The organism is Novosphingobium percolationis, from assembly GCF_020179425.1.
In the GTDB taxonomy this organism is placed as follows: domain Bacteria; phylum Pseudomonadota; class Alphaproteobacteria; order Sphingomonadales; family Sphingomonadaceae; genus Novosphingobium; species Novosphingobium percolationis.
The window spans coordinates 376,501-390,384 of record NZ_JAILYM010000003.1 but is presented as its reverse complement, the minus strand read 5'-3'; the positions used below and the strand labels follow the sequence as shown (position 1 = coordinate 390,384).

Below are 13,884 nucleotides of genomic sequence, written 5' to 3'. Positions count from 1 at the left end.
GTCAGGCCTCGATCACGCCATGGCCTTGCGGCGCAGGCGCGCCTCGGCCTGGATATTGGCGAGCAGCGTGCGCATCCGCATCAGCACCACCCCGCCGAAGATCAGCGAAAAGCCCAGCGCGCCGATCAGCAGCGGCACGAGGAAGGTGGCGTCGATCGCCGACTTTCCCATGGTGATCGAAGGCGGCTGGTGCAGGCTGTTCCACCACACCACCGAACGGTTGATGATGGGAATGTTGATCGCCCCGACAAGCCCGAAGATCGCGGTCACGCGGCTGGCGCCCCCGCCCGAGGCGGCATCGCGCTGCGCCGCGCTGGCCAGCGCGATATAGCCGAAATAGAGGAACAGCAGCACGAGGAAGCTGGTCAGCCGCCCGTCCCACACCCACCACGTGCCCCACGTAGGCCGCGCCCAGATCGAGCCGGTAGCAAGGCAGATCGCGGTGAAGGCCGCCCCCGGCACGGCAGCCGCGCGCGCCGCGATCCCGGCCAGCGGATGCCGCCAGACGAGTTCCACGATGCTGGAAATGGCGATGGTCGACCACCCGGCCATGCCCAGCCATGCGGCGGGCACGTGGATGAACAGGATGCGCACCGTATCGCCCATCAGCCGATCGGGCGGAACCATCAGCAGCCCCCACGCCAGCGCGCCCAGCGCCAGCACCAGACCGGGAACGAGCAACAGCGGCATGAGCCAGCGCGCGAGGCGCAGGAAGCGGGCGGGATTGGCGAAACCGTGCATGGACGGGGGTTCTGCAGCCTGATGACGTGAAGTTGCGCCGCCTTGCCACCAAGCCTGTGCAACGGCAAGGGGCTTGCCCCGCGCAAGCTGCGGACAGCGCGCCCCAACCATCAGGATCTGGGGAGAATATGGGGCGACCGATGGGGTTCGAACCCACGACCTCCGGTACCACAAACCGGCGCTCTAACCAACTGAGCTACGATCGCCACACAAGCCGCGAAGGGTCATGCAAAGGATGACCGGCGCGGGCGAGCCCCTTTGCAGAATGACAGGGAAATGAAAAGCGAAAACTTTGCAGGCGGGCCCGATTTCACGGCGCGAGCGCCGTGCCCCCCGCCCCTTTCGTCATTGCGAGGAGCCGCAGGCGACCTAGCAATCCGCAGCGGCAGCTGAAAACGCTCTGGATGCGTTTCTCGGCTTTCGCCGGGCTCGCAAGCGCGAAGGGGCACGAATCCCGCTCTGCACTATCGGCTTTCGGCATCGCCCCAGCTGCGCAAGGCGATGCGTGCGGGCGTGACGCCGGTATCGACCAGCGCCTGTTCCTCCAGTTCCACCGAATCGACGCGTACGCTCTGCGTCAGCACGAACCAGCGGCTGCGCACTGTGGCTTGCGCCGGGGCCGTGCCGAGGCCCCGGAAGGCATCGGCCGCACTCGCCCAGCCCTGCCCCGGACGCCCGGCGATCAGGCCGCGCGCGCGCGCCGGCGTGAGGACATCGGGCGCCAGCATCGCCAGCAGCGGGGCCTGTTCGGGACGCAGGGTATTGAGCTGGATCGGCGAAAGTTCTGCTGCGGGCAGCGCGCACAACCACGGGCGCAGGCGCTGGTAGAGCGGCGCGGTCATGCCGCGCACGGCGCGCAGTTCGGTCAGGTCCACGATCAGCCGGTTGGCGGTGCGATAGGGGACCGGCAGCGCGCGATAGGCCGCGTCTTCCGCGCCGTTGGGCAGGGCAACCGAATCGCTGTCGATCCAGTCGGCCATGGCGTCGGACAGGCGGAAGGCTTCATCCTGCCCGAGGCCGGCTTGCCCCATCAGCGCGCGCAACTGCTCCAGCGCGACGATGCGCAAGGTCAAGGCGCCGTCGATGTCCTGCTGGACCAGCGAATTGACGTTGAAGCAGTTGCCCGCATCATCGAGCCGCACGGTGATCGCCGCCCCCGCACCCAGCTGCGGCAAGGCCAACGGCACGTCGCGCCCCAGCAGCCCGTTCGCATCGACGGTGCGGTCACCCTGCGCATCGACCAGCGCCTTGAGCCGCACCAGCGCCACGCTTTCGGCACTGGTCGCGGCAAGGCGCGCGCGCATCATGGCCTGCGCGTTGCCCGCCAGCCGCGTGGCGAGGTTCAGCCGGTCGAGCATCACCGCCGCCAGCACCGCCATCACGGCCACCAGCAGCAGCACCGACAGCAGCGCCGCACCGCGTTCGTCCGGCCTGCGGCTCATTGGTAGTTCACCCCGACCAGCGAGACGATCCGCAGCGGCTCGCCACCCGGTTGCGGCAGCAGCAGTTCGACCGCGACGGGCAGTTCGCCCTCGCGCTGGGGTTCCCAACGATCGTGCCAGACGCCATCGTTCGTGCGAAAACGCAAGCCGGGCGCCGCGGCGAGCGGCAGCATGGCGCTCGCCGGATCGGGCGCCGCGCCATCGGGGAACGGCGTGCCGCTGCGCACCAGCGCCTTGCCGTCCCAGCGCCATTCGACCTTTTGCAGGCTGGGCCGGGCCGCGCCGTCGACGTTGCTCCAGCCAGTGCACACGAAGCGCAGCAGCGCCGGCCCGCCCGCTTCGAACGCGGGGTGAGAAATGCCCGCCTCGTCGCGCGAGGGGCGCGGCGCGGCCTGCGCGAGGTCGGCGGTCCAGACGGACAGGAAGCGACGCTGCAGCGCCATGGCCTCGGTCTTGCGCTTCGCTCCCAGTTCGGCATCGACGCTGAAGCGCAGCAGCGTGAGCGCACCGCCCGCGATCAGCGCGAACACCGCAAGCGCGACCAGCATCTCGATCAGAGTGAAGCCGTTGGCTCGACGCGCGATCATGATGCGGCCGGGCGGGCAAAATGCAGCGTGGTCGCCTGGCTGGCGCGACCGGGGGTCGCCTCGCGCACCGACAGGGTGATGGCAAGGACGCCGAGGCCCTGGTCGCGGGCCACGTCGCGCCGCCAGGCGAACAACCGACCGGCGTTGCGAATCGTGCCCCCCGCCTGCCCTTCGGCGGGCGGCAGCGGATCGGTCAGGATCTCGTTGGCCATGTTCTGCGCCACGATCTCGCGCAAGGCGCGCTGGTCGAGATCGGCGGTGCGGACGATGCTCGCGCCTTCCATGCGCACCAGCGCCAGTGCGGCCACGGCAAAGACCGCCAGCGCGACCAGCAGTTCGAGCAGGGTGAAACCGCGCTCGGCGCTATGGCGTGTCATCGGCCCGCACCCTGCCGTTGCGCGCGATGGTGATCGTTCTCGCAGCATCGCCGCGCGACAGGCGCAGTCGCAACTCGCTGCTGGCAAGGCCGACAGGATCAAATACCAGACGCGCGCGGCCAGTGCTGGTGACCGTGCCTGCGCTCCAGTTGGTCAGCGCAAGGCCCCGCCCCTGCGCCGGTCCCCACGATCCGTCGTGGCGCTCCTCGAAGTAGTAGCCCGCGCCGTTGACCACCAGCGCAACCGGCGACCCGCTGGCGATGGCTTCATCCCGCGCGGCGGACGCGCGCGCGGCGAACCGCTCGCTTTCGCGGCGCAGGCGGTCGGCATCGCCCGGCAGTAGCAGCACGACCGAGGCCGCCAGCACGCCCATCACGAACAGCACCACCATCATCTCGACCAGCGAAAAGCCGTTTGGGCGGGGATGGAGCGTGCACCTGTTCATCAGCCAAGGCTTACGCGCAGGGCGCGCAAACGAAAAGGGCGGCCCCGAGAGGCCGCCCTTTCCCTGTCTTGAAACTCTCGAAGTCTCGAGAACCCCGAGTTGCCGATCAGCGCTTGAGGCTGAGGCCACCGAAGCGCTTGTTGAACTGGGCGACGCGGCCGCCCTGGTCCAGCTGGCGCGTACCGCCGGTCCACGCCGGGTGCGAGGTGGGATCGATTTCGAGGGCCAGCGTGTCGCCTTCCTTGCCCCAGGTGGAGCGGGTTTCGAACACGGTGCCGTCGGTCATCTGCACCTTGATGGTGTGGTAGTCGGGGTGAATGTTGGCCTTCATCGAACGCGCTCCGGTCAAGAGCCGGTTCCGACCGGCCCCAATAATGGAAAGGCGCGCCCCTAGCGGGAAAGGGACGGGTTGTCGAGTCCCGGCCCTGCCCGATGTCGGGGCTTCAGCCGAACAGCTTGTTGGCGGTGTCGGCCACGCGCTTGCCGAGGTAGCGCGCGCCCTCCAGCTCGGTTTCGCTGGGCTGGCGGCTGCCGTCGCCATTGGCAATCGTGGTCGCGCCATAGGGCGAGCCGCCGACGACCTCGTCGTTGCGCATCTGGCCCTGGTGGCCATAGTCGAGCCCGACGATGGTCATGCCGAAGTGGAGCAGGTTGGTGAGGATCGAGAACAGCGTCACTTCCTGCCCACCGTGCTGGGTGGCGGTGCTGGTGAACGCCGCACCGACCTTGCCGTGCAGCGCGCCGCGCGCCCACAGGCCGCCCGCCTGATCGAGGAAGGCCGCCATCTGGCTGCTGATGCGGCCAAAGCGCGTACCCGTGCCAACGATGATCGCATCGTAGCCTTCCAGTTCCGCCACGGTGGCGACGGGCGCCGCCTGGTCGAGCTTGAAGTGCGCAGCCTGCGCGACTTCGAGCGGGGCGGTTTCGGGCACGCGCTTGACGTCGACTTCGGCGCCGGTGGCACGGGCGCCTTCGGCAATGGCGTGGGCCATCGTTTCGAGATGGCCGTAGCTGGAATAATAGAGGACCAGAACCTTGCTCATCATGGGATTCCTTCTTGCGAGCGCCGGGAGGGAGAGGCGTCCGGCGACAACCGATGTCGATATGCCGCGTTCCACTCGTTCCGGTAAGCACGATAAGTTGGCACGAAATGTTCGAAGTTATGGAACGATAGCGATGCCGGACTCTAGTCCTGCGCCCGCAATTGCACTTTTGCGCGTTTTCGCCTAAGGGGCTCGCTTCGACGCCCCGGCTTCTCGATGCGCTCGCTCGCCCGCGACGCCTCGCCCCGCCGGGGTTTTTGATTTGCCGCGCGCGGTTTACGATGCGCGCCGGTCCATAGGGAAAGAGTCGCCCATGTCGCGTCGCCGCCAGATCTACGAAGGCAAGGCCAAGATCCTCTACGAAGGTCCGGAACCGGGCACCCTGATCCAGTACTTCAAGGACGATGCGACGGCCTTCAACGCGCAGAAGCGCGGCACGATCAACGGCAAGGGCGTGATCAACAACCGCATCAGCGAGTACGTGTTCACGCGCCTCGCCCACATCGGCATTCCCACGCACTTCATCCGCCGCCTGAACATGCGCGAGCAGCTGGTGCGCCAGGTCGAGATCATCCCGATCGAAGTGGTGGTGCGCAACGTGGCGGCCGGCTCGATCTCGAAGCGCCTCGGCATCGAGGAGGGCGAGCCGCTGCCCCACACGCTGATCGAATACTACTACAAGGACGATGCGCTGGGTGATCCTATGATCGCCGAAGAGCACATCGCCTGCTTCGGCTGGGCCAACAACGAGGAGATGCAGGACATCTCGTCGATGGCGATCCGCGTGAACGACTTCATGTGCGGCATGTTCGCCGCGATCGGCATCCGCCTCGTCGATTTCAAGCTGGAATTCGGCCGCATCTGGGACGGCGATTACGCCCGCGTGATCCTGGCTGACGAGATCAGCCCCGACGGCTGCCGCCTGTGGGACATGGCCACCGGCGAAAAGCTCGACAAGGACCGCTTCCGCCGCGACCTCGGCGGCGAAGAGGAAGCCTATCAGGAAGTGGCGCGCCGCCTCGGCCTGCTCGAAAACGATGGGGGTCCGAGCGAAGTGCTCGACCTCGGCGCACACCGCAAGCTGCGCACCAAGAAGTGATCCGAAGGGGGCGGCGCCGACCGCCCCCTTTTGCAAAGAGCTTCAGATGATCAGATCGTTTCCGCTGGCGGGCAGCGGAAATGATCCTGCAAAATCCAGCAGGAAGTCGCTCGCGGCGAGCGCCGTGTTGGGTGCGAACTGCGCCAGCAGCACCTTCTGCTGCGGCCCGTTGGCATCGTAATCCACATAGAGCTTGCCGCTCGCCCTGTCGTAGATAGCGATATCGTTGTCGTCACGAGCGCTGGTCCCAACGACGAATCCCTCCGCCGTCAAAGTTCCCGACACGTAATCATTGAGGACGAGAACCTTGTCGGTCCCGGACACGAAGTCCGTGATCTGGTCGACTCCTTCGCCCAGACGCGTCGATACGACAAAAAAGTCGGCGCCGGCGCCTCCGGTCAGGGTATCGTTGCCGTCCCCGCCGTAGATCAGGTCGTCGCCGCCATCACCGCGCAGGCTGTCGTTGCCGCCCAGACCAAACAGCACGTCACGGCCGTCGCCCCCGGCCAGCGTATTTCCGGCGCTGTTGCCGACCAGCGTGTTGTCGAGCGCGTTGCCCGTCACAGCCACAGCCCCCGACCCTGCAGCGATGCCGACCTCGACATTGGTAGGCAACGTCAGCGACAGCGTAGTCTGGACCACGTCGTTCATGCCCCCACCGCTGTTCTCGATGATGGTGTCCTGTCCCTCGCCTGATCGGATTCGATAAATGTCGTCGCCAAGGCCGCCGACGAGCGTATCGTCCCCGGCGCCACCGTCCAGCAGGTTGCTGGCGTCATTGCCATCGATGCGATTGGCGAGCGCATTGCCGGTGCCGCTGATCGCGGCATCGATGAGACGCAGGTTCTCCACATTGTCGCCCAGTGTCCAGTTGACGCTGGCCGTCACCGTGTCCTGCCCCTCGCCACCTTTCTCCGTGATCGTGTCGGCAACGTCGTCGACCTGGTAGCTGTCGTTGCCGATGCCGCCGATCAATATGTCTGCCCCGGTTCCGCCATCGATGCTGTCATTGCCAGCGCCGCCCTCGATCGTGTCGCCCCCGTCCCGTCCTAGCAGCGTATCGGCGCCATCTCCGCCGGTCAGCGTATCGTTGCCTGCTCCACCGTCGAGCCGGTCATCGCCTAAGCCACCTGTCAGGCTGTCGACGCCACCGCCGCCGTCGATACGGTCATTGCCCGCGCCCCCGTCGATCGTGTCATCGCCGTCCCGTCCGAGCAGCATATCGGCGCCATCTCCGCCGCTCAGCGTATCGTTGCCCGCGCCCCCGTCGAGCCTGTCGTTGCCCGCACCGCCATCGATCGTGTCGAAGCCATCGCGACCGAAAAGAGTGTCAGCGCCATCACCGCCGGACAAGGTATCTTCACCCGCGCCCGCATCGATGCGATCGTCCCCAAGGCCCCCTGCAAGGCTGTCGTTGCCAGCCCCTCCGTCGAGCCGGTCATTGCCCGCACCGCCGTTGATCGTATCGTCGCCCAGTGCGCCTGCCAGTGTGTCCGCACCGTCCCCACCGGAAAGATGGTCGTTACCAGCCCCGCCGTCGAGCCTGTCGTCATGACTTGATCCGACAAGCAGATTCGCCCCGGCATTCCCTTCTATCACCACTTGATGGCTTACCGCCGAAGCGTCGATGGCGATGTCGGCCTTGCCGGTACGGTCGGCCAGCGCCTCGGTCCCCGTGCCGATGACGATCTTCTCGATTCCCGTCACGTCGGCAAGTATCAGGCTTTCCGCGCTGGTCCCTGCATAGCGCAGGGTATCTATCCCGCTCGTCCCGCTGTCCATGATCGCCGCGCCGGCCAGTTCCGCGCTATTGCGGAAGAAATAGATATCGCTGCCTTCGCCCCCGTCCAGCTTGTCGGCACCGCCGCCGCCCGCCAGCAGATCATCGCCGCCCAGCCCCAACAGCGTGTTGGCCCCGGAATTGCCGTTCAACACGTTGGCGACCTCGTTGCCCGTGCCCGCCAAGTCGTCGCTGCCGGTCAATACCAGGCGCTCGAAGGAACTGCCCAGCGTGAAGTCTACCGTGCTGCGCACCGTGTCGGCGCCCTCCATCGCCTTTTCGACAAGCGTATCGCCAAGGTCGGTAACGACATAGGTGTCATCCCCCGCGCCGCCGCGAATGATATCGGCCCCCGCCCCACCGACGAGCAGATCGTTGCCTGCGCCGCCGGAAAGGGTGTCATCGCCGTCCATGCCCATCAACGTCTCGTCCGCGTCAGCGCCGGTCAGCACGTCGCCGAAATTCGATCCGACAATCTTTTCGACCGACTGAAGCATCGTTGTTCCGCCGACGAATCCGGCAAAGCTGCCGACGACCGTCGCCTTGACGCCCGTGTGAGCGCCGATGAACGTTGCGGTATCGCTACCCTCTCCGCCATCGAAGAACCCGCCGCCCTTGTTCGCAACCAGTTTGTCCGCGCCCTCGCCGCCGCGCAGCACCACGGCCACGCCGTTGGCAAGAAAGGTGTCGTTGCCTGCGTCGGCATCGATCTCCTCTGGCGCGCCCTTGATGGTTACCGCGATCGTGTCTGCAAAGCGTGTCGCGCCAAGGAATGTCAGCGCTTCGACATTGCGGATCGTCCCGCCAAGAAACGTACCTTTTCCCGACAGGATGTTCGCCGTCGCGATATCCACACCGCTGGCAGAACCCGCGAGCGACAGTCCCAGCTTGTCCGTGCCTTCACCCCCATCGATATCGTCACCCATCCCTGCCCAGATGGTATCGTTGCCGGCGCCTGCGACGACAATGTCGTGATCGGCTTCCAGATCGGGGAAGGGCACGGCGGTCACCGAACGGTCGCCGTCGGTCAACAGCGTGTCGTCCTGGCTCGATCCGGTCAACCTGTCGGCGCCCGTGCCACCCGCCAGATAGACCGCATTGTCCCCTGCGGACTTCAGGATGTCGTCACCGCTTTCGCCAAACGCGGCATTGCCATAGTATCCTGGGAGCACCGTGATCCTGTCGTTGCCATCGCCACCCCAGGCACCCGAAGTCGAAAAGATCGTGTCGTTGCCGCCGTCGCCGTAAATCTTGCCGCCATTGTTGGCCGTGGCGTTGATCGTATCGTTGCCGCTGCCGCCATGGACTTCGGGCGAATAGATCGAATCCCCCGCATCGATCGTGTCGTTGCCATTTCCGCCATCGATGAGGGTCGTGTAATATCCGCCGATGATATGGTCGTTTCCGCCCATGCCCAGAACGGTACTGAATTCGGTGTAGCCGGTCGTGGCGTCGTTGGCGTTGATCGTATCGTCGAACCGGCTGCCCTGCACCCACGTCAGATTCTCGATGTTCTTGATCGTGCCGCCGCCGATCGTCTGGCTCGCAAGACGGAAATCGACCGTGATCCCCGCGGGCGCGCCAAGAAAGCTGATGGACAGGTAGTCACCGAAAGCATCGTTGCTTCCCCCGTCAACGTTATCCCCGTAACCGGCATAGAGATGATCGTTCCCGCCCCCGCCGTTCAAATCATCCTTGGCGGTGCTCGTATCCAGCGAAATCGCCTTTCCGTAATATTCACCGAAGCGATCGGCGGGCTCGCCCGAGGCAATGAAGTCATCCCCCTCGCCACCGTTAAGCTGGTCGGCACCGCCGTATCCGGCAATCAGATCCTGCCCTGAAGTGCCGGTGTAACTGTCGTCGTCGCTGGTGCCGGTGAAATTCGCCATCGCGCTTGCCCCCTCAATTGTCAGCCCATGAAGCACAGTCATCGAGCCGGTTCCAACCGGATTTGAAGTTCTGGCAGAAATGGCATTATCCGCGCGCCATGGCTTCCTGGCCCATGGCCAGAGCGGCGGGCGCCAACCGCTGTCGGAGAAGCCATCCGCATGGCCGAGCGCCCTGCGCCCGGTGCGTGCTCCGTAGCATCACGGAGTCGCCCCCTACCAAAGTCGTATCCCCCGTCAGGTTAGGCAACGATTGCCAGTTAACCATGGAGGGGGACCTGTGACCTTCAACCAGACGCCGCCGCTTGATCTTACCGCGCAAGGGGCAGCGCTGCTTGCCGACAGCCTCATCGTGCTCGCCTTCGAACCGGAGAGCGGCGAACTGGTCGACGCCAACGATACTGCCCGCGCGCTGCTCGCCGGGCAGGAGAGCGCCGATATCGGCCTGGCGCAGGTCTTCCGCGATCATGCCGCCGACATCGGCGAGGTGGATGCCCCGCCAGTGCAGGTGCAGGGCCAGTTGCCGCTGGCCGATGGCAGTTTCGCCGCGATCAACGGGCTGGCGGCGCGCACGGCGGGGCGCGCGGAGCGTGTGATCTTCATGGGCGTGCGCGCCTTCGAAAGCCCTATTGCGCCGGACCTGATGGTGCATCGCTTCGAAGCGATCAATCATGCACTGGCGATCTGCCAGTACGGTCCGGACGGCACCATCATCGGCGGCAACGCCCTGTTCTTCCACCTCGTCGGGCGCGACGAGGCCGAGATCGTGGGCCAGCGCTTCGATGCGCTGACCGCCGATGTCGCCGCCGGCGAGGACCCGGCCACGTTCTGGCCGCTGCTCGCCGATGGCCAGTCGCACCGCTGCATCCGTCGCCACCGCAACGCCGATGGCAAGGACGCATGGCTGCGCGAAGTGTTCGTGCCCACGCGTGATCGCGCAGGCGCGCTGGTTTCGGTGCTGAGCTACGCCTTCGACGTGACGGCGGAGCAGACCCTGCGCGTCGAGAACAAGAGCAAGCTCGACGCCATCGACCGCGCCTTCGCGCTCATCGAATTCGATCTTTCGGGCCGTGTACTGGATGCCAACCGCAATTTCCTGACCCTGATGGGCTATGCGCTCGACGACATCGTCGGCCAGCACCACCGCATCTTCTGCGACAAGGAATACGCAGGCAGCGCCGCCCATCGCCAGTTCTGGCAGAAGCTGGGCCAAGGCGACTTCGACCAGGGCGAATACAAGCGGCTGCGCAAGGACGGCGGCGAAGTCTGGATCCAGGCGAGCTACAACCCGGTATTCGGGCTGGATGGCGAGCCGGTGAAGATCATCAAGGTGGCGATGGACGTCACCCAGCAGCGGCTAGCCGCCGCCGAAGCCGCGGGCAAGGTCGCCGCGATCGACCGCGCGCAGGCCGTGATCGAATTCGCGCTGGATGGCACCGTGCTGGCTGCCAACACCAACTTCCTGTCGGTCATGGGCTACGATCTCGACCAGGTGGTCGGGCGCAATCACAAGATCTTCTGCGAACCCGCTTATGTCGCCTCGCCCGACTACGCCGAGCTGTGGTCGCGCCTGCGCACCGGCGAATACGTGACCGGCGTGTTCAAGCGCGTCGCCGCCAACGGCCGCGAAGTGTGGATCCGCGCCACCTACAATCCGATCCTCGATCTGGAGGGACGCCCCAGCAAGATCGTCAAGTTCGCGCTCGACATCAGCGACACGCAGCGGCGCAATCTGGAATTCGAAGGCAAGGTCAACGCGATCGACCGCGCACAAGCGATGGTCGAGTTCGCGCTCGACGGCACCGTGCTCGATGCCAACGAGAACTTCCTCGCGCTGACCGGCTATGCGATCGACGAGGTGCGCGGGCGGAAACACCGCCTGTTCTGCGATCAGGCCACGACGCAATCGGCCGAATACGCCGCGTTCTGGGAAAAGCTGGCACGCGGGGAATACGACACCGGCGAATATCGCCGTCGCACCAAGGACGGCCGCGATATCTGGATCCAGGCCACCTACAATCCGATCTTCGATCTGGAAGGCAAGCCGGTGAAGGTGGTGAAGTTCGCCAACGACATCACCGAGCAGAAGCGCCGCGCTGTCGAGTTCCAGGCCAAAGTCGACGCCATCAGCCGCGCGCAGGCGGTGATCGAGTTCGATCTGGACGGCAACGTGCTGTCGGCGAATGACAATTTCCTGCGCGTGACCGGCTATTCGCTGCGCGAGGTGCTGGGCCAGCACCATTCGATGTTCTGTTCCCCAGACTATATCCGCAGTCTGGAATACCGTGACTTCTGGCTGCGCCTTACCCGCGGCGAGTTCCACACGGGCCGCTACCACCGCGTCGGCAAGTACGATCGCGACATCTATATCCAGGCGACCTACAACCCCATTCTCGATCTGGCGGGCAATCCGGTCCGTATCGTGAAGTATGCGACCGACGTGACCGACCAGGTTCTGCTGGAAAAGGACATCGGCACCCGCGCGCACGAAATGGCAGGTCTGATCGACCGCTTGTCAAACTCCATCCACGCCATCAACGACGCGACCGAGGCGGCAGGCAAGCTCTCGCGCGAGACGCAATGCAACGCCGAGGGCGGGCGCACCGCCATCTCGGGCGCCATCGAATCGATCGAACTGATCCAGAAATCGGCCTCGGGCATCGCCGAGATCGTCTCGATCATCGGCGAGATCGCGGGGCAGACCAACCTGTTGGCCTTCAACGCCGAGATCGAGGCCGCGCGCGCGGGCGAACATGGCGTGGGCTTCTCCGTGGTGGCAGGCGAAGTGCGCAAGCTGGCCGAGCGCAGTTCCACCGCCGCGCGCGACATCAGCCGCCTGATTGACGAATCGATCGCGCGTATCGGCGAAGGTACTGGCCGCTCGCACAACGCCAGCGAAGCGTTTACCGGGATTGCCCTGTCGGCAGAGCACACCGGCCGCGCGATCGAGGCGATCAGCCAGTCCGCGCGCGCGCAGGATCAGGTGACGCACGACGCGGTTGAACTGATCCGCAAGCTCGCCACCGCAACCAACGAAAGCGGCTCGGTCGCGGCATGAACGCGCGCGGGGCAGCCGGTCCCGGCCTGCACGGCCTGTTTCGCCTCGGCGAAAGCCTGATGGCGCTGCCGATCGACGCGATCCGCGAAGTGACGCCGCGCCCCGCCACGCTGATCGGCTTTCCCGCGCCGCGCGACGACGTGCTCGGCGCGATCGACCTGCGCGGTTCAGTCATCCCGGTGATGGATCTGGCGCGCACGCTGGGCCTGCCCCCGGTGCCGGGCGCGGTCATTCTGGTCCTGCGCACGGGCGGGGGCGTGGTGGGCCTGCTGGTCGACGAGATCTGCGGCGTGATCGACCTTGCCGCTGAAGCGTTGTCGCCGCTGGCCGTCCCCGCCGACGCAGCGGACGTGGCCCGCCCGATCGCGGCCGGCTTCGTCCACCAGGGGCGCAGCGGCGCGCTACTCGATCCGGTCGGATTTGCAGCCCTGCCAGGACTGGCGGTGACCGTCGACCACCCGGTCGATCGCGCCGCCCATGCCGAACGCGGCGCGCCCACGCTGCTGATCGATTGCGGTGGCAAGCCGCTCGGCCTTGCCACCAGCGCGGTGGAAGCGACAGTGCCGGTCTCGCCCCTGCTGCCGCCTGCGGCCGAAACGCCGCTGTGGCTGGGGATGCTCGACTACAACGGTCGCCGCATTCCCGTGGCCGACACGCTGCTGCTGCTGGGGCTCGGCATGCTCGAACGCCGCGCGGCCTTCGCCAGCGTCGTGCTGCGGCTGCCCGAAGGGCGACTGGTCGCGCTGGCCATCGACGAGGTTTGCGACATGCGCCGGTTGCAGGACGACGACGTGCTGCCCCTGCAAGCCTTCCGCATCGGCGAGCCGGGGCGGCTGCGCGGCATCTACAAGGCCGAACGCGCGCACCTGCTGCTCGACGAGGAAGCGGTCACGGCTGACGAACGGCTGCAAGCGCTGTCGCTGATCGAGGAAAAGGCAGCGATCGCCGCCAGAATCGGCGCGGACGCCCCTGCGGCGACGCGCAAGGCCGAACCGTTCCTGATCATGGCGCTGGGCCAGTCCACTTGCGCGGCGCCGCTGGCGCAAGTCGCCGAAATCATTCCAGCCCCTGCCGAACGCATCGATCTGGTCGGCCCCGGCCCCGCCGCGATCATCGCGCATCGTGGACGCGGGGTGCCACTGATGGACCTTGCCCAATGCCTCGGGCTCGAATCGGATGGAACGCACCGCTTCGTGGTCATGGTCGAAAGCGAGGGCGACACCATGGGCTTCCAGATCGACGCGCTGGTCGCGGTCGAGCGCGTGTTCCTCCAGAACCTCGCGCGCGGCGGGGACAATGTCCGCGTACCTGCGGCCACGGTGCGGCTGCCCGACGGGCGCACCTGCGCTGTCGTCGACCTGGCAGGGATCATCGCGCAGGAAAGGATCGCCCCGCCCGTCGCGGCCTGAGCCCTCGCGCCCTGTCC

The 13,884-nt window shown here is 66.2% G+C and carries 11 protein-coding genes and 1 tRNA gene; 3 read left to right on the top strand and 9 right to left on the bottom strand.

Going from position 1 to position 13,884, the window contains the following annotated elements:
- Positions 1–12: 12 nt before the first annotated feature.
- The 8 genes from ccmC to wrbA form a co-directional block, all read right to left on the bottom strand.
- Complete coding sequence (gene ccmC, locus K3A84_RS10320) at positions 13–741, bottom strand: heme ABC transporter permease CcmC (protein ID WP_225009258.1); 729 nt, start codon at positions 739–741, stop codon at positions 13–15.
- A gap of 129 nt (positions 742–870) precedes the next feature.
- Positions 871–947, bottom strand: a tRNA-His gene (locus K3A84_RS10315).
- A gap of 258 nt (positions 948–1,205) precedes the next feature.
- On the bottom strand, positions 1,206–2,183 hold the full coding sequence (gspK, locus tag K3A84_RS10310) for a type II secretion system minor pseudopilin GspK (RefSeq protein WP_225009257.1): 978 nt from the start codon (positions 2,181–2,183) through the stop codon (positions 1,206–1,208).
- Positions 2,180–2,770, bottom strand: coding sequence for a type II secretion system minor pseudopilin GspJ (gene gspJ, locus K3A84_RS10305; protein ID WP_225009256.1), 591 nt, complete (start codon positions 2,768–2,770; stop codon positions 2,180–2,182). Before gspJ ends, gspK begins: the two co-directional genes overlap by 4 nt.
- Positions 2,767–3,147: a type II secretion system minor pseudopilin GspI gene (gene gspI / locus K3A84_RS10300; RefSeq protein ID WP_225009255.1), complete on the bottom strand. Its 381-nt coding sequence runs from the start codon at positions 3,145–3,147 to the stop codon at positions 2,767–2,769. The genes gspJ and gspI overlap by 4 nt, the downstream gene beginning before the upstream one ends.
- Positions 3,134–3,592 carry a GspH/FimT family pseudopilin gene (locus tag K3A84_RS10295; RefSeq protein ID WP_225009254.1) on the bottom strand — a complete coding sequence of 153 codons (459 nt, stop codon included), beginning with the start codon at positions 3,590–3,592 and terminating at the stop codon, positions 3,134–3,136. The genes gspI and K3A84_RS10295 overlap by 14 nt, the downstream gene beginning before the upstream one ends.
- 106 nt (positions 3,593–3,698) lie before the next feature.
- Entirely contained in the window at positions 3,699–3,923 is a 225-nt protein-coding gene (gene rpmE / locus K3A84_RS10290; protein WP_169491980.1) for a 50S ribosomal protein L31, read from the bottom strand.
- A 112-nt stretch (positions 3,924–4,035) separates the two neighbouring features.
- Positions 4,036–4,635, bottom strand: coding sequence for an NAD(P)H:quinone oxidoreductase (wrbA, locus tag K3A84_RS10285; protein ID WP_225009434.1), 600 nt, complete (start codon positions 4,633–4,635; stop codon positions 4,036–4,038).
- A gap of 313 nt (positions 4,636–4,948) precedes the next feature.
- Between wrbA and purC the strand changes: the two genes are divergently transcribed.
- Entirely contained in the window at positions 4,949–5,734 is a 786-nt protein-coding gene (gene purC, locus K3A84_RS10280; protein WP_225009253.1) for a phosphoribosylaminoimidazolesuccinocarboxamide synthase, read from the top strand.
- Between the two features lie 42 nt (positions 5,735–5,776).
- Here the strand turns inward: purC and K3A84_RS10275 are convergent, their stop codons facing one another.
- Positions 5,777–9,403, bottom strand: a complete 3,627-nt coding sequence (locus K3A84_RS10275; protein WP_225009252.1) for a calcium-binding protein — start codon at positions 9,401–9,403, stop codon at positions 5,777–5,779.
- 277 nt (positions 9,404–9,680) lie between these two features.
- Between K3A84_RS10275 and K3A84_RS10270 the strand changes: the two genes are divergently transcribed.
- A complete protein-coding gene (locus tag K3A84_RS10270) occupies positions 9,681–12,458 on the top strand; it encodes a methyl-accepting chemotaxis protein (protein ID WP_225009251.1) in 2,778 nt (925 codons plus the stop codon).
- Positions 12,455–13,867, top strand: a complete 1,413-nt coding sequence (locus K3A84_RS10265; protein ID WP_225009250.1) for a chemotaxis protein CheW — start codon at positions 12,455–12,457, stop codon at positions 13,865–13,867. Before K3A84_RS10270 ends, K3A84_RS10265 begins: the two co-directional genes overlap by 4 nt.
- Positions 13,868–13,884 lie beyond the last annotated feature (17 nt).

Bases quoted from the DNA above. Each gene is read 5' to 3' on its own strand.
- K3A84_RS10275 (WP_225009252.1), bottom strand. From the start codon at position 9,403: ATGGCGAATTTCACCGGCACCAGCGACGACGACAGTTACACCGGCACT.
- gspI (WP_225009255.1), bottom strand. From the start codon at position 3,147: ATGACACGCCATAGCGCCGAGCGCGGTTTCACCCTGCTCGAACTGCTG.
- gspJ (WP_225009256.1), bottom strand. From the start codon at position 2,770: ATGATCGCGCGTCGAGCCAACGGCTTCACTCTGATCGAGATGCTGGTC.
- gspK (WP_225009257.1), bottom strand. From the start codon at position 2,183: ATGAGCCGCAGGCCGGACGAACGCGGTGCGGCGCTGCTGTCGGTGCTG.
- purC (WP_225009253.1), top strand. From the start codon at position 4,949: ATGTCGCGTCGCCGCCAGATCTACGAAGGCAAGGCCAAGATCCTCTAC.
- rpmE (WP_169491980.1), bottom strand. From the start codon at position 3,923: ATGAAGGCCAACATTCACCCCGACTACCACACCATCAAGGTGCAGATG.
- ccmC (WP_225009258.1), bottom strand. From the start codon at position 741: ATGCACGGTTTCGCCAATCCCGCCCGCTTCCTGCGCCTCGCGCGCTGG.
- wrbA (WP_225009434.1), bottom strand. From the start codon at position 4,635: ATGAGCAAGGTTCTGGTCCTCTATTATTCCAGCTACGGCCATCTCGAA.
- K3A84_RS10295 (WP_225009254.1), bottom strand. From the start codon at position 3,592: ATGAACAGGTGCACGCTCCATCCCCGCCCAAACGGCTTTTCGCTGGTC.
- K3A84_RS10265 (WP_225009250.1), top strand. From the start codon at position 12,455: ATGAACGCGCGCGGGGCAGCCGGTCCCGGCCTGCACGGCCTGTTTCGC.